The organism is Streptomyces sp. DSM 40750 (genome assembly GCF_024612035.1).
Taxonomy (GTDB): domain Bacteria; phylum Actinomycetota; class Actinomycetes; order Streptomycetales; family Streptomycetaceae; genus Streptomyces.
In genome coordinates this window covers 5,620,417-5,635,584 of sequence record NZ_CP102513.1, presented here as the reverse complement: position 1 = coordinate 5,635,584, position 15,168 = coordinate 5,620,417, and the positions used below count along the sequence as shown (strand labels likewise).

The window sequence follows — 15,168 nt, the reverse complement described above, 5'->3', positions numbered from 1 at the left end:
GGGGGTATCCAGTTCAGATCGCGGCGCTCAGCGTGAGCGGCGCACACAACCAAGTGAGGTTCAGACAATGCGTGTTATCCCCGTGGACACCTCGGCCGCGACTCTGCTCGTCACCAAGCTGCCGGAGGTCAAGGTGAGGGACCGGCAGACCGGTGAGGTCGCCGTTGACCCGGTGACCAATCAGCGGCTCATGACCCTGGAGCTGGTGTTCATCGCGGCCGGTGGCTCGGACATGATCAAGGTGACCGTTCCCGAGCAGGGCATCGGTGAAGGTCTGATCATGGGCGCCCCGGTCATCCTGTCCGGTCTGATCGCCCGGCCCTGGGAGAGCGAGTTCGGCGGGCGTGCCCGGCACGGCATCGCCTACCGGGCCGATGCCGTCATGGTCAACGCTCCGGCTCCGGTTCAGGGTTGATCGCCGTGACCGACGACTTCCGGGTTCCGCTGTCGATTCTGCTGCCGGTCCTGCTGGTCCTGGGCATGCTGTTGGTGGTGCGCCGTCGCATGCCGGTCCTGTTCTGGTGGGTCATCGGGTATCCGGTCGCCGTGCTGCGGGTGCTCGTCTCGTACCGGGACACGATGGACGCTTGCGGCCTGACGGTCCCGGCCTCGGCCATCCGTCGGGCCACTGCCCGGATGGTCGGGCGGCAGGCTGCGCCCGTACCGCCTCGGCGGTCGTTCCCGCTGCCGACCGGGTCCGGTCTCGTGATGAGGCTGCGCATGGCGGCCGGGCAGGCTCCCGAGGACTTCATGGCCTCCGCCGACCGGCTACGGCATGCCTGGGGTGTCCATGCCGTGTACGTCCGTCCTACAAAGCCGGGGCGGCTCGAACTGCGGCTGGTCGGCTGGGATGTGCTCGCCGAAGTGAGGCCCGTCCGGCGTCGGTCGGCGTCCGGTCCCCTCTGCCTGCCGCTGGCACTTCGGGAAGACGGCGAGTGGCACGTACGGGACTTCCGCACCGTGCCGCACGAACTGATCCTCGGCGCCACGCAGTCCGGCAAGTCCGTCTACCTGCGCAACCTGCTGTGCGGCCTGGCCCGGCAGTCGGTCGTCCTCGTCGGCATCGACTGCAAATGGGGTGTCGAACTGGCGCCGTTCGCGCCCCGGTTGTCGGCGCTCGCCGACACGTCCGATCGGGCTGACGAACTCCTCGACGTGCTGCTGGATGAGATGGAGGCACGGTTCCGGCTCATCGGACTCCGAAGCGGCGCCGCGAGCGGTGCCGGTCCGGATCCCGTGCTCACCTCGGACGTGTGGGGACTGCCCGAAGCCGTGCGGCCGGTGCCGATCGTTGTTGTCGTCGACGAGGTGGCGGAACTGTTCCTCGCCGCGAGCCACGACGACGAGAAACGGCGAGACGCCATGGTCACCAAGCTCATTCGCCTCGCCCAACTCGGGCGTGCGGCCGGCATCTACCTGGAGGTGTGCGGGCAGCGCTTCGGCTCCGAACTCGGCAAGGGCGCCACCATGCTCCGCGCCCAGCTGACCGGCCGCGTCTGCCACCGCGTCAACGACGAAGCCTCGGCGAACATGGCACTCGCCGACATCTCCCCAGAGGCGGCGATCGCCGCCACCTCCATCCCGGCCGAGCGGCCCGGCATCGCCGTCGTCGGCGACTCCTCCGGCGGCTGGTCCCGCGTCCGCGCGCCGCACTTCACCCTCGCCGAAGCGGCGGCCGTCTGCCGTGACACCGCCGCCCTGGTACCGCACCTGCCCCGGCTCGACTCATTCCGGCCCGCCCTCGCCGTCGAGTCAAGCGGGCCGCCTCCCTCGACCGCTGCCGCGCCCACCGCTCAACCGGTGACCGAGTAGCCGCCTCTCCCTCCTACCCGGTCGGCGTGACCGCCTCGCGCCACATCCCTACCCCTCCCATGCCAAAAACCGGAAGGAAACCCATGTTCTGCGAGCATTGCGGTGACGTCGACGGTGATGAAACCGGCGTCGACCACGACGAACGCGACTGCCCGTGGTACGACAGCGACGACAATCCGGTGATCGTCGATGCCGCCGAGCTGGCCGCCAACTTGACGACCACCGCCGACGGCTCCCCCGCCCTGCGGGCCGCGATCGGCCTCCTGATCGGTCACGGCATGTGGATCAAGCGGCTGGCCGAGCGGCCCGGCCTGCTCCTCATCGACTACTCGGGCCCGTTTCCGCAGCCGTACGGGATCGACTGGCGCAAGGTCGCCCAGGCCCTGGACTCCAAGGAACTGCCCGCTTCCGGCGGGGAGCTGCGCATCCTGGCCCTGGCCGTGTCACTCGCCGACACCGCTGCCCCCGTCCAGCTCGGTGACGCTGTCAGCGGCCTTGATGCGGCCAACCTCGACCTCGTCCTTCGGGCCGTCACCGCCGCCAACGGCCGCCCCCTGGCCCGGTGACCGCCATGGTCAAGCGCCTGCGGGTCGACGCCGTGATTGTCCAGGCCGTCATCGCGGGTGCACTGTCCTTCTCCCACCTGCACGACCTCGCCTCTGCGGCCGGACAGGGCGGCTGGAAGGCGTGGGCCTACCCCGTCAGTGTCGACCTGCTGCTGGTCGCCGCCTGGCGTCGGATGCGGCAGGCGCAGGGAGCGGGACAGGGGGCCGGGGGGCCGCGTCTGTGGTTCCTGGTGGCCCTGGCCGCCTCCCTCGGCGCCAACGTCGCCACCGCCGGGCTCCTCGACCTGGACCACGTCCCCGCCTGGCTCCGCGTCGTGGTCGCGGGCTGGCCGGCCGTCGCCTTCTTCGGAGGCACGCTCCTCGCTCACACGCCCCACAACCCCCAGGAACCGCCACTGGCCCCGGCCCCGTCGACGACCGGCCCGCACGACGAACCGCACTCCGCCCCGACCGCCGTCGACGCGCCAGACCGAAACGCGCTCCCCGCACCGTCCACAGTCCCGGTCCCCGACCCCGCCCCTGAGCCCACCACCAGCGAACCGGCCACCACCGCCGAACCGGTGACCGACCTCACCCCCGAGCCGACCCCGACGCCCGTACCCGCCGTCGCGCTCCCGCCCGCCCTCGTCGATCGCGTCCGGGCCCTGGCCGCCGAACACCACTCGGCCACCGGCCACCCTGCCGACCCCGATGCCGTACGCGCCCGGCTCGGCCTGCCTCCGTCCATGACCGCGTCCGTCGCCGCCCACCTCTGAAAAGGAGTCCCGCCATGCACCGCCGCTTCCGCAACGTCCGCCGTATCGGCCCCGTGAACGTCGCCTCCTACGTCGAACGCGGCAAGCACCGCCACCTGGCCGCCTGCACCGCGCCCCGCTGCGACTTCTCCGCCGAGTACGACTCCCGCGCCGCCGCCGAACTCGCCGCCCGCACCCACCGCTGCTCGGCCTGACAGGAGACCAACCCCCATGGACGTTCCGCTCTGGCTCGCCCTGCTCTGCGTCGGGGTCCTGGGCGTCAAGCTCATCCGTCCGCCCTGGTGGCTCATCACCGTGCTGCTCCTGGGCGGCTACCTCATCGCCGACAGCCTCTTGGCCCCCGTCATCAACTCCCTCGTCAAGTAACCGCGAAAGGAGACCCGCTCATGCTCCGGCCGAAAATCCCGACCATGCCTCAGCCGACCGGCCTGGTTGCCCCGCCCGTCCTCGCCGAGCCGACCGGCGCCGTCACCCCGGCTGCCCCGACTCCGCAACCGGTCCCGGCTACTCCTGCGCCGTCCCGGCTGGCCGTCCAGCTCACCCCCGGCACCGCGCTCGCGCTCGTCGGCGGCGGTACCGCCGTGGTCCTGGTCGTCGGCGCCGTCCTTGTCTCCATGCTCCTCGCCGTCGCCGTCACGGCCGCCTCGGTCGCAGTGTGCGCCGTCGTCATCCGCTCCCTCCTGACCCACCGCTGACACGACAGGCCCACGGGCCCACCCCTACCCACACTGTCTAGCCCCCTGGACAGAAGGGGTGGGTCCGTCACACCTGAACCCCTGCAAGGAGGAACCCGCACATGCGTCCCCCGGCTCCCCTCGGAGCCATCCGCCACCTAGCAAGCCTCGCCCGATACGGCGACCTTGGCGCCTACGCCCGGCAGATCCAGCGCCTCGGCGGCTGCGAGCGGCCCGTACGGATGGAGGGCCACCGGCTCGACGTCCATGCGGCCACGGGTGAGATCGTCCGGGAGATCGCCGACACCGACCTTCCGGCCGGACAGCTCCTCATCCGCTGCAACAACCGCCGGGCCACCCGGTGCGCCGCCTGCGCCGAGGTGTACCGCAAGGACACGTTCCACCTCGTCACGGCCGGACTCAGCGGCGGCAAGGGCATCGGCCCGGCCGTCGCCCAACACCCCCGCGTCTTCGCCACCTTCACCGCCCCCTCCTTCGGCCCTGTCCACAACCGCCCCACCGGCGGCCGGTGCCGCTGCGGCCGGGCTCACCCCGAGGACGACCCCGCCCTGGGCACCCCCCTCGACCCTGACCGGTACGACTACCGCGCCGCCGTCCTGTGGAACGCGCACGCAGGTGCCCTCTGGGCCCGCTTCACCACCTACCTGCGCCAGCAACTCGCCTCCCGCGCGGGCCTCACCCGCTCGGAACTCCGCCACAGGCTCAAGGTCTCGTACGCCAAGGTCGCCGAGTACCAGCGGCGCGGCGCCGTCCACTTCCACGCCGTGATCCGCCTCGACGGCCCGGAAGGCGCCGAGGACACCCCACCGCCCTGGGCCACGACAGAACTCCTCACCGATGCCATCCGCACGGCGGCCCGCCTCGCCGAAACTCCCGGCCCGGTCCTCGACGGACGCCCCCACACCTTCCGCTTCGGCAAACAGCTCGACATCCGCCCCATCCGCTCGGCCGACTTCGCGGGCACCTCGGAGCTATCGAGCCGCGCCGTCGCCGCGTACATCGCGAAGTACGCCACCAAGGGCGCCGAGACGGCCGGCACCCTCGACCGCCCCATCCGCAACCCGATCACCGACCTGATCGGCTCCGGCGTCACCGACCACGCCCGACAGCTGATCCTCACCTGCTGGCACCTCGGCGCCCGCCCGGAACTCGAAGCCCTCCGCCTGCGCAAGTGGGCCCACATGCTCGGCTTCCGCGGCCACTTCTCCACCAAGTCCCGCGCCTACTCCGTCACCCTCGGCGCCCTCCGCCAGGAACGCGCCGACCACAACGAAGCCCTCACCCGCGCCCGCGCCGCCGAAGCGGGCCACCCGCTGCCCGACCCGGACACCGTCCTGGTCCTCTCCCACTGGCGATTCGCCGGGACCGGTCTGACCGCCGCAGAGACCTGGTTCGCCGCCTCACGCCAACCCGACGAAACCCCCGAGACGGAAGGTGATCCGACCCATGGCTGAGCGCCACCTCACCCTGGCCACGACGGACCCCTTCGACCCCTCCCTGGCTCTCCTGACCGTTGAGGAAGCGGCCCGTCGACTCCGTATCGGCCGTACGACGTGCTTCCGGCTCGTCCTCGCGGGAGAGATCGAGTCCGTCATGGTCGGACGGCTCCGCCGCGTCCCCACCGACGCCGTACCGGCCTACGTGGCCAAGCTGCGCCACCGACCCGCCCAAGCGGCCTGAGGGGGACGACATGGCAGAGAAGAACCGCACCCGTCAGCCCAACGGGGCCTCCTCGATCTACTTCGGCAAGGACGGCAAGTGGCACGGCCGAGTGACGGTCGGCGTCCGCGACGACGGCAAGCCCGACCGCCGTCACATCGAGCGCAAGACCAAGGCCGAAGTGACCAAGGCCGTCCGCGAGATGGAGCGGGCGCGGGACGACAAGAAGCTCAGGAAGCCGGGGCAGAGCTGGACGCTCCAAGCCTGGCTTGAGCACTGGGTCGAGAACATCGCCAAGCCGTACGTCTCCGAGAACACGTACGACGGGTACGAGGTCGACGTACGCGTTCACCTCGTGCCCGGCCTGGGCGCTCACAAGCTCGCCAAGTTGGAGCCCGAGCACCTGGAGCGCTTCTACCGGAAGATGCAGGAGTCCGGGAGCTCCGCCGGCACCGCTCACCACGCTCACCGGACGATCCGGGTTGCCCTTGGTGAGGCCGTCCGACGTGGGCACGTCGCCACGAACGCCGCCGAGATCGCCAAGGCTCCCCGCCTCGAAGAGGAGGACATCGAGCCGTACACGATCGAAGAGGTTCAGAGCCTCCTCGTCGAGGCGGCCAAGCTCCGCAACAGCGCGCGTTGGGTCGTCGCCCTGGCCCTCGGCCTCCGGCAGGGTGAGGCGCTGGGGCTGCACTGGGAAGACGTCGACCTCGCCGCCGGGTACGTCCGTATCCGTAAGAACCGACTGCGCCCGAAATACGCGCACGGCTGCGGTGCCAACCCGTGCGGCCGGAAGGCGGGCTACTGCCCCAAGCGTGAGCAGACCCGGCGCGAGCACAAGTCCACCAAGTCACGTGCGGGACGGCGCACCATCGGCCTGCCCGATCCGCTGATCAAGATTCTCCGCCAGCACCAGGAAGCCCAGGAGCGGGAGCGGATCAGGGCCGGTGCCGACTGGGAGGGCAAGGGGTACGTCTTCGCCTCGCCGGTCGGCGGGCCGCTGAGCCCGAACACCGACTTCCACGTCTGGAAGCGGCTTCTCCGGGACGCGGGCGTACGGGACGGCCGTCTCCATGACGCTCGCCACACCGCCGCGACCGTCCTCCTGATCCTCGGCGTCCCTGACGTCGTGATCGACTCGATCATGGGTTGGGAGCCCGGGGGAGCGGCCCGGATGCGCGCCCGGTACATGCACGTGACGGGGACCATGCTCCGCAAGGTCGCGCAGCAAGTCGGCGACGCTCTGTGGGAGCTCCCGAAAACGAACTGAGACGGAAACTGAGACGGAGCACGACGAAGGGCCTCACCGCGAACGGTGGGGCCCTTCGACATCGTGCCCGGTGAGGCACTGGCGGAGGATACGAGATTCGAACTCGTGAGGGGTTGCCCCCAACACGCTTTCCAAGCGTGCGCCCTAGGCCTCTAGGCGAATCCTCCGCCAGGAACATTACATGACGGCGGAGGGTGCTTGCGAACTCGTTCGAGGTCGGGTGATCAAGGTGGGAGGGAGGGCGGGGAGGCGGGTCGGCGCCCCCCGGGGATCGGGTAGGCTGGGGCCAGCCCCTCACGCGGCGCTATCTGACTGAACTCCCCCAGGGCCGGAAGGCAGCAAGGGTAGGTTGGCTCTGGCGGGTGCGTGAGGGGTCTTCGCTGTCCCGGAGCCCGCGCCCATGGCCATCTTCATGATCGCCGGGGCCGTTTCTGATCCCGCCACCCTGTTGCCGTCGTTGCTCCCGATGACCGCGACCCGGAACGTTGGCTTTTGTTCGGTGGGAACCGTGCTCTGGTGCCGGTTCGGGTTCAGCCCTTGTTCCGCGGCGGTCCGCGGCGGTCCGCGTTGTCAGTGGGCGCCTATAACCTCGTAGGCGTGTCGTCTCTCGCGCTGTACCGCCGCTATCGCCCGGAGTCGTTCGCCGAGGTCATTGGGCAGGAGCATGTCACCGACCCGCTGCAGCAGGCGCTGCGGAACAACCGGGTCAATCACGCGTACCTGTTCAGCGGGCCGCGTGGCTGTGGCAAGACGACGAGCGCGCGGATCCTGGCGCGGTGTCTGAACTGCGAACAGGGACCCACACCGACTCCCTGCGGGGAGTGCCAGTCCTGCCAGGACCTGGCGCGGAACGGGCCGGGTTCGATCGACGTCATCGAGATCGACGCGGCCTCGCACGGTGGTGTGGACGACGCCCGTGACCTGCGGGAGAAGGCCTTCTTCGGGCCCGCGGGCAGCCGGTACAAGATCTACATCATCGACGAGGCCCACATGGTCACGTCGGCCGGATTCAACGCGCTGCTGAAGGTGGTCGAGGAGCCGCCGGAGCACCTCAAGTTCATCTTCGCGACCACCGAGCCCGAGAAGGTCATCGGGACGATCCGTTCGCGTACGCACCACTATCCGTTCCGGCTCGTCCCGCCCGGCACGCTGCGGGAGTACCTCGGCGAGGTGTGCGGCAAGGAGAAGATCCCGGTCGAGGAGGGCGTCCTGCCGCTGGTCGTGCGCGCCGGGGCCGGCTCCGTGCGTGACTCGATGTCCGTCATGGACCAGCTGCTGGCGGGCGCGACGGACGAGGGTGTGACGTATGCCATGGCCACGTCGCTGCTCGGCTATACGGACGGGTCGTTGCTCGACTCGGTCGTCGAGGCCTTCGCCTCGGGGGACGGGGCCGCGGCCTTCGAGGTCGTCGACCGGGTCATCGAGGGCGGCAACGACCCGCGGCGGTTCGTCGCCGACCTGCTGGAGCGGCTGCGGGACCTGGTGATCCTGGCCGCCGTGCCCGACGCCATCGACAAGGGCCTCATCGACGCGCCCGCCGAGGTACTGGAGCGGATGCGGGCCCAGGCCGGAGTCTTCGGCGCCGCCGAGCTCAGCCGCGCCGCCGACCTCGTCAACGAGGGCCTCACCGAGATGCGCGGCGCCAACTCCCCCCGCCTCCAGCTCGAACTGATCTGCGCCCGTGTACTCCTCCCCGCGACCTACGGCGACGAGCGGTCCGTCATGGCCCGCCTGGACCGCCTGGAGCGCGGGGTGAACTTCTCCGGCGCGGCCGCCGGGCCCGCGATGGGCTACGTGCCTGGCCCCGACGTACATGGGGGAGCGGGCGCGCCCATGGGCACGGCTCCGCAGGCCTCGCCGACTCCGCTGGCTCAGCAGGTTCCGCCGGGGGGCGGGGCGGCGGCGGCTCGGGCCGCGGTCCGGGGGGCGGCTGGGGCGCCGGGTGCGCCTGGTGGTGCCGCGCCGGGTCCCGGTGGGGGTCCGGGCGCGGGTTCGGATGCGTACGGTGCCGGGGGCGTCGTCGGCGGCCAGGCGGGTCCGGCTGGGGGTGGCCCTGCCGGGGTGGCTCCGGCCGCCCCTCAGGAGGCCGCGCCGATCGCGCCGGCCGCTGCGACCGGGGCTCCGGCCGCACCTGCCGCTCCCGCGAACGCCAGTCCCCACGCGCCCGCCTCCACGCCGGCTGCCCCCACCCCTGCCGGCTCTGCCCCCGGCTCCTGGCCCACCCCGGCCGCCGCGGGCAGTGGACGGCGGCCCGGCGGGTGGCCGACGGCCGCGCCCGCCGGTGGTGGATCCGCCCCTGGCCCGACCGCTCCGCCCCAGTCCTCCGCGCCCGCCCCATCGGGCCCGCCCGCCACGTATGCCCAGTCAGGCTCCCCGTCGGCGCCCCAGGCACCCGCCGCCTACAACCCTGCCCCCGGCGGCCCAGACCCCCGCATGCTCTGGCCGAACATCCTGGAGACGGTGAAGAACCGCCGCCGGTTCACCTGGATCCTGCTCAGCCAGAACGCGCACGTGGCCGGGTTCGACGGCACGACCCTGCAGATCGGCTTCGTCAACGCGGGCGCGCGGGACAACTTCGCGAGCAGCGGCAGCGAGGACGTACTGCGGGCGGCGCTGGCCGAGCAGTTCAACGTGCACTGGAAGATCGAGGCGGTCATCGACACCTCGGGCGGCTCGTCCCCTCCGCCGGGCGCCCCCGGCGGTTACGGGTCTCCCGCTCCGGCCGCCGGTGGCTACGGCGGTGGCGGATACGGAGGCGGCGGTGGCGGCGCGGGTGGCGGCTACGGCGGTTCCCCGGCCCCAGCGTCCCGTCCCTCCGCGCCCCAGGCCTCGGCTCCGGCACCCCGCCCGGCATCCCCGGGTCCGACCGCGTCCCACCAGCCGTCTTCGGCTGCCCCGCCCGCCGCCGCAACGCCCCCGGCCCCCGAACCCCCACCTGTCTCCCCCGAGGACGACACCCCCGAGGACGACGACCCCGACCTCGACGAGTCCGCCCTCTCCGGCCATGAACTGATCGTGCGGGAACTGGGGGCGACGGTGGTGGAGGAGATCGCGAACGAGTAGAACGAGTAGAGGGCGAGCAGCGAGCGGGGCATGCCGCGAGGCTCGCGCCACGTCCGGCAGCTGACGATGCGCGACGCCCATGCCCCACCGGCCGCACCGGCCCACCGGCCCCCACTCCGCCACCGACCCGCCCTCCGGCGGCCCGCGCCCTTATGCGACCGCGCCGCGAGGCCCGCACCATCTGCGGCTTCGGCCCGCTGGCCTGCCCCGCTGAACCGCACCCCTCTGCGACTTCCCCCCTCCGCCCTGCCCCCGGCCGCCACCCGCCTGTACAGCCGCTCAACGCCGCACACCGAGCCCCGGGCACCCGGCGGTCTGGAAGACCTCGGGCGACGGCACCCTCCTCCTGCCCCCACCTCCTTCCTCCTTCGTACGATCCGACAAACCTCCGCCATCCCACTCTTCGGAAGCCCCCACAAAGCCCCCCGTCCCCTCCGGTTAGGCTGACCCCGTGAAGGTCCTCGTCATTGGTACCGGTGCTCGTGAGCACGCGCTGTGCCGTTCGCTGTCCCTCGACCCCGATGTCACCGCACTTCACTGCGCGCCCGGCAACGCCGGCATCGCGGAGGTGGCCGAGCTGCACTCGGTCGACGCGCTGGACGGCGCCGCGGTGGCCGCGCTGGCCACCCGGCTGGAGGCCGACTTGGTGGTCGTGGGGCCGGAGGCCCCACTGGTCGCCGGTGTCGCCGACGCGGTGCGCGGGGCGGGCATTCCGGTGTTCGGCCCCTCCGGGGAGGCCGCGCAACTGGAGGGCTCCAAGGCCTTCGCCAAGGAGGTCATGGCCGGCGCCGGCGTACCCACCGCGCGGTCGTACGTCTGCACCACCGCCGAGGAGATCGACGAGGCCCTGGACGCGTTCGGTGCGCCGTACGTCGTGAAGGACGACGGGCTCGCGGCCGGCAAGGGAGTCGTCGTGACCTCGGACCTCGCCCAGGCCCGTGAGCACTCGCTCGCCTGTGGCCGGGTCGTCATCGAGGAGTTCCTGGACGGCCCCGAGGTCTCCCTCTTCGCGATCACCGACGGTGTGACCGTCCTCCCGCTCCAGCCCGCGCAGGACTTCAAGCGTGCTCTGGACAGCGACGAGGGCCCCAACACCGGCGGCATGGGCGCGTACTCACCGCTCCCGTGGGCCGACCCGAAGCTGGTCGACGAGGTCCTGCAGACCGTGCTGCAGCCGACTGTCGACGAGATGCGGCGCCGTGACACCCCGTTCTCCGGCCTGCTCTACGCGGGTCTGGCGATCACCAGCCGAGGCGTACGGGTGATCGAGTTCAACGCGCGGTTCGGTGACCCGGAGACCCAGGTCGTCCTCGCCCGCCTCAAGACCCCGCTGGCAGGTGTCCTGCTCGCCGCCGCGAACGGCACCCTCGCCGACCTCGAACCCCTCCGCTGGAGCGACGACGCGGCCGTCACCGTGGTCGTGGCCTCACACAACTACCCCGGCACCCCGCGCACCGGTGACCCCATCACCGGCCTCGACGAGGTCGCCGCCGTGGACGCCCCGCACGCGTACGTCCTGCACGCCGGCACCAAGCGCGTCGGCGACGAAGTCGTCAGCGCCGGCGGCCGCGTCCTCTCGATCACGGCCACCGGCAAGGACCTCACCCAGGCCCGCGACCGGGCGTACACCGCCGTCGCCCGCATCAACCTCGACGGCTCCCAGCACCGCTCGGACATCGCGGCGAAGGCGGCAGCCGAGGCCTCATGACCGGTGACGGTCACCGGTTCGACACGCGCGCTGGCTGAGGGGCACAGGTTCGACACGCGCGCTGGCTGAGGGGCACAGGTTCGACGCGCGCGCTGGCTGAGGGGCACAGGTTCGACGCGCGCGCTGGCTGAGGGTCACCGCATCGACGCGCGCGCTGGCTGACGGCCGCCGGATCGACACGCGTACTGGCTGACGGCCGCCGAGCCGTCGGCCAGGTGCACGGACCGACAGTCTCAAACCCGCCCCGACCGGCAGACGGCGGCCGATCGGGGTGCCATCGGCAGGCCGTCGCCCCGGTCGCACACCCGCGCCCTTCCGCGCCGCTCCGCACCCTTCCGTTGGTCCCCTTCCGTCCCCTTCGCGACATCCGCTTGCGAATCATCATCAACGGGTACGAACCCCGGGCCCCGGAATCCCTCGGAGACCTCCAGCCACCTCTGGAAAAACCGTCGGAATCCGGGGCCCGATCCTTGCCCAGCGTCATTCACCTCTCCCCAAAGCCATTCCATCGAGTGAGCGATGGTCCATCCGGCTGACGGCGGCCAAGGCCCCAACTAGGGTGCGGCGCAAGTGTTCCGGCACTTGGCCCACCGGCATTGCGATGTCAGTGGCGGGTGCCACAGTGGGGGAGTGAGCAACGTCAGGGCATTCGGCGGCGACCACGGTGACGAGCAGTCGTCGCGGTGGGCGCCGCACGGGACAGCAGGGGGTGACGTCGGGTCGTGACCGGTATGGCAGGTGGTGAGGAGGCGGGCGCGCAGGCCGCGCGTTCCCGGGCCCTCGCCGTGCTGCGCGTCCGCAGCAGGGCCCTGGCCGTGGCGGTGCTGCCCGCGGCCGTCGCCGTCGTCCTGCTGGTCGGCGGGTCCACCGGCCGTCTGATCGGCGCCGGCTGGTCCGCGGCGAGCTGGGTCGTGTCCGGCCTTGCCGCCGTCGTGCTGCTCGCCGCCGTCGGTATCGCGCTCGTCGTCGCCCGCGCCCGGCCCGCCGTGAGTCCCACGGTCTCGATCACCGAGGAGGCCGCGCCCGATCTCTACCGCCTGGTCCGGGACCTGGCCGACCGCCTCGACGTCCCGCCGCCCTCCGCGATAGCGCTCACCCCGGACTGCGACAGCTGGCTGGAGGACCGCACCCACCCGTCCCACGCGCCGCCCGCCCCCTCCTCGATCCCCGAAGCCGACAGAGGCGCCAGTGGTGTCAGCGGTGGCACCGGCGGCACCGGTGACAGGGCCGACGAGATGGCGGGCGCACGCGGATCGGCGCCCGGGCTGCCGTCCGGACTGTCCTCGCCCGGGCGGCACCGCGCGCCTACCGCCCCGGTGCTCGTCATCGGTTCGCCGTTCCTGTGGTGGATGCGGGTCGGTGAGCTACGGGCGGTGCTGGCACCGGTCGTCGCGGGTACGGGACCGTCGGCGCACCCGGACATAGCCGCGGCCCGCCGTTTCGTGCGCGGGCTGGACGCCGCCGTGGCCGTCAGCTCCGTACCGACGCGCGGTCCGCTCGTCCGGACCGTGCTGGCCGGTGTCGGCTGGGTGACCCGGCTGCTCCTGCGCAGCTGCCGGGGGCACGCGGCCGAGATGGAGCGCGGGGTCGCCGCCGCGGCGGCCGAGCGTGCACAGACTGTGGACTACGGTCTGCGGATCGTCGCCCAGGAGCAGGTCGGCCTGGCCTACGCGGGCTGGGATCGCCTCCTCACCCGGGTGGCGCTGCCCGCCTGGCGAATGGGCCGCTGGCCGTCCCGCCTGGACGCGGGTGTCGTCGCCGCGCTCACGGAGCTGTCCCGCCGTGACCGCCTCGCTGAGGGCTTCGCCTCCCGGCTCGGCGAGCGCCCCGCCTGCGACCTCCTGGAAGAGCCCGGCACCATAGACGAGGCCGCGTCCCTCCTCGCCGCCCGTCTCTTCCACGGCGGCCCCGCCGAGTCCGGCCCCGACTGGGCCCCGGTCGGCTGGCAGGAGTACCCGGACGAGGTCGTCGACCGCAAATGGCGCACCGACGCGTCCCGCCTCCACCGCGTCCTCGACGCGCTGGGCGTCCGCCACACAACGGGCAGCACAGGTACGGACCCGACCGGCCCGGCCCCCGGCGGCCCCACCCTGTCCCGGGTGCTGGACCACCTGACAGCCTCACCCACCACCCCTGCCCACGCCCCCGAGGCCGCCGATGGGCGAAAGCCGGACGCGGAAGTCGCCGACGAGCGTGAGCGGGATGCCCGAGCCGCCGACGGGCGCGAGGTGGAAACTGACGCCGCCGATGACCGTGCCCCGGAAGCCGGAGCCGTCGGCGGGCGCGAGCCGCGCCCTGAAGCAGCCGAGCGAGCCCCGAACCCTGATGCTGCCGCCGAGCGCGAGCCGGAGGCCGAGGCCACCCACGACCGCGAGCCGCACCCCGAAGCCGCCCATGCCCACGACCACAACCCCGCCCACGAACCAGACCGGCACCACATACCCCGTCGTGACGCCGACGCCGAAGGTCACCCCGCCGACCCGGCCGACCCCGAAGGTCACGCCGCCGACGACGAGGACGAACCCAGCATCGCCAACGCCCAGTCCTCCGCCCTCGCCGCCGCTCTGACCGCCGAGTTGGCGCGGGAGGAGGCGGCGGCCCCGGCGGCCGTACCCACCTCGCCCGGCGGAGCCGAAGCGCAAGGGCCGGACCGGGCCCTGTGGGACGACGGGCTGCTGCCTCTGTTCCCGATGCAGCCGCCCCGTACGGGCCGCGAGCTGCTGGCGGAGCACGTCACCGCGATGGTCTGCTGCGCGGCGATGGACACGGCGGGCGCCACCCCGGGCCTCGACTGGCTGGACGGCCCCTCCCTCCTCGTCAACGGCGAACGGGCAGCCGACCTCACCCCCCGGGTCCTCACCCTTGTGGAGGACGGCGACCCCGCCCCCCTCCGCGACTGGCTCCGCCGCCTCGGCGTCCGCCCGGAGAAACCGGTCCGCCTGGTCTGACCAAGACCGACCAGGACCTCAATCCACCGCAGCCCACCGCAGCCCACCGCAGCCCACCACGCCGCCAGCGCCACGCGGCCATCCCCACCGGCCAGCCACGCGGCGAGCCCCACGCGGCATCCCCACCGGCCACCCACGCCGTCCCTTCACGCCGCCAACCTCACCGGCCACCCACGCCGTCCCTTCACGCCGCCAACCTCACCGGCCACCCACGCCGCCCCTTCACGCCGCCAACCTCACCGGCCACCCACGCCGCCCCTTCACGCCGCCAACCTCACCGGCCACCCACGCCGCCCCTTCACGCCGCCAACCTCACCGGCCACCCACGCCGCCCCTTCACGCCGCCAACCTCACCGGCCACCCACGCCGCCCCTTCACGCCGCCAACCTCACCGGCCACCCACGCCGCCCCTTCACGCCGCCAACCTCACCGGCCACCCACGCCGCCCCTTCACGCCGCCAACCTCACCGGCCACCCACGCCGCCCCTTCACGCGGCCATCCCCACCGACCACCCACACCACCCACCACGCTCCCTCACCACCCCTCACCACCCCGCGACCAGCCACAACCACCCAAACCCGCCCCCCGGACCGCCAATCCCGGCCCCCCGACCGCCCAAACCCAACTCCCCGACCGCCCAATCCCGGCCCCCACCCACCCCCGCTCCCCAACTCCCCATCCGGAGCCCACC

At 72.5% G+C, this 15,168-nt stretch carries 13 protein-coding genes, 1 tRNA gene and 1 other RNA gene; 14 read left to right on the top strand and 1 reads right to left on the bottom strand.

Annotation, left to right across the window (positions count from 1 at the left end; translation table 11 throughout):
* Positions 1-67: 67 nt before the first annotated feature.
* The 10 genes from JIX55_RS25195 to JIX55_RS25150 all read left to right on the top strand — a co-directional run bounded on the left by JIX55_RS25195 (position 68) and on the right by JIX55_RS25150 (position 6,757).
* Entirely contained in the window at positions 68-415 is a 348-nt protein-coding gene (locus JIX55_RS25195; RefSeq protein ID WP_257565554.1) for an SCO3933 family regulatory protein, read from the top strand.
* A gap of 65 nt (positions 416-480) precedes the next feature.
* Positions 481-1,812 carry an FtsK/SpoIIIE domain-containing protein gene (locus JIX55_RS25190; protein WP_257569476.1) on the top strand — a complete coding sequence of 444 codons (1,332 nt, stop codon included), beginning with the start codon at positions 481-483 and terminating at the stop codon, positions 1,810-1,812.
* Between the two features lie 83 nt (positions 1,813-1,895).
* The gene (locus tag JIX55_RS25185) at positions 1,896-2,378 is read left to right on the top strand and encodes a hypothetical protein (RefSeq protein WP_257565553.1); all 483 of its coding nucleotides are present in this window, start codon (positions 1,896-1,898) and stop codon (positions 2,376-2,378) included.
* 5 nt (positions 2,379-2,383) lie between these two features.
* Entirely contained in the window at positions 2,384-3,133 is a 750-nt protein-coding gene (locus JIX55_RS25180; protein ID WP_257569475.1) for a DUF2637 domain-containing protein, read from the top strand.
* 14 nt (positions 3,134-3,147) lie between these two features.
* Entirely contained in the window at positions 3,148-3,327 is a 180-nt protein-coding gene (locus JIX55_RS25175; RefSeq protein ID WP_257565552.1) for a mobile element transfer protein, read from the top strand.
* A 16-nt stretch (positions 3,328-3,343) separates the two neighbouring features.
* Positions 3,344-3,499, top strand: a complete 156-nt coding sequence (locus JIX55_RS25170) for a hypothetical protein (RefSeq protein WP_005476066.1) — start codon at positions 3,344-3,346, stop codon at positions 3,497-3,499.
* 20 nt (positions 3,500-3,519) lie between these two features.
* On the top strand, positions 3,520-3,828 hold the full coding sequence (locus JIX55_RS25165) for a SpdD-like protein (protein ID WP_257565551.1): 309 nt from the start codon (positions 3,520-3,522) through the stop codon (positions 3,826-3,828).
* Positions 3,829-3,929: 101 nt separating this feature from the next.
* A complete protein-coding gene (locus JIX55_RS25160) occupies positions 3,930-5,282 on the top strand; it encodes a replication initiator (protein ID WP_257565550.1) in 1,353 nt (450 codons plus the stop codon).
* A complete protein-coding gene (locus JIX55_RS25155) occupies positions 5,275-5,508 on the top strand; it encodes an excisionase family DNA-binding protein (RefSeq protein ID WP_257565549.1) in 234 nt (77 codons plus the stop codon). Before JIX55_RS25160 ends, JIX55_RS25155 begins: the two co-directional genes overlap by 8 nt.
* A 10-nt stretch (positions 5,509-5,518) precedes the next feature.
* On the top strand, positions 5,519-6,757 hold the full coding sequence (locus tag JIX55_RS25150; protein ID WP_257565548.1) for a tyrosine-type recombinase/integrase: 1,239 nt from the start codon (positions 5,519-5,521) through the stop codon (positions 6,755-6,757).
* A 79-nt stretch (positions 6,758-6,836) separates the two neighbouring features.
* Here the strand turns inward: JIX55_RS25150 and JIX55_RS25145 are convergent.
* Positions 6,837-6,924 (bottom strand) — tRNA-Ser (locus JIX55_RS25145).
* 118 nt (positions 6,925-7,042) lie between these two features.
* Between JIX55_RS25145 and ffs the strand changes: the two genes are divergently transcribed.
* From ffs to JIX55_RS25125, 4 genes are all read left to right on the top strand, one after another.
* An RNA gene (gene ffs / locus JIX55_RS25140) (signal recognition particle sRNA small type) lies at positions 7,043-7,139 on the top strand.
* A 215-nt stretch (positions 7,140-7,354) separates the two neighbouring features.
* The gene (locus JIX55_RS25135; protein WP_257565547.1) at positions 7,355-9,820 is read left to right on the top strand and encodes a DNA polymerase III subunit gamma and tau; all 2,466 of its coding nucleotides are present in this window, start codon (positions 7,355-7,357) and stop codon (positions 9,818-9,820) included.
* A 451-nt stretch (positions 9,821-10,271) separates the two neighbouring features.
* Positions 10,272-11,528, top strand: a complete 1,257-nt coding sequence (gene purD / locus JIX55_RS25130; protein ID WP_257565546.1) for a phosphoribosylamine--glycine ligase — start codon at positions 10,272-10,274, stop codon at positions 11,526-11,528.
* 731 nt (positions 11,529-12,259) lie between these two features.
* Positions 12,260-14,476, top strand: coding sequence for a hypothetical protein (locus JIX55_RS25125; protein ID WP_257569474.1), 2,217 nt, complete (start codon positions 12,260-12,262; stop codon positions 14,474-14,476).
* Positions 14,477-15,168 lie beyond the last annotated feature (692 nt).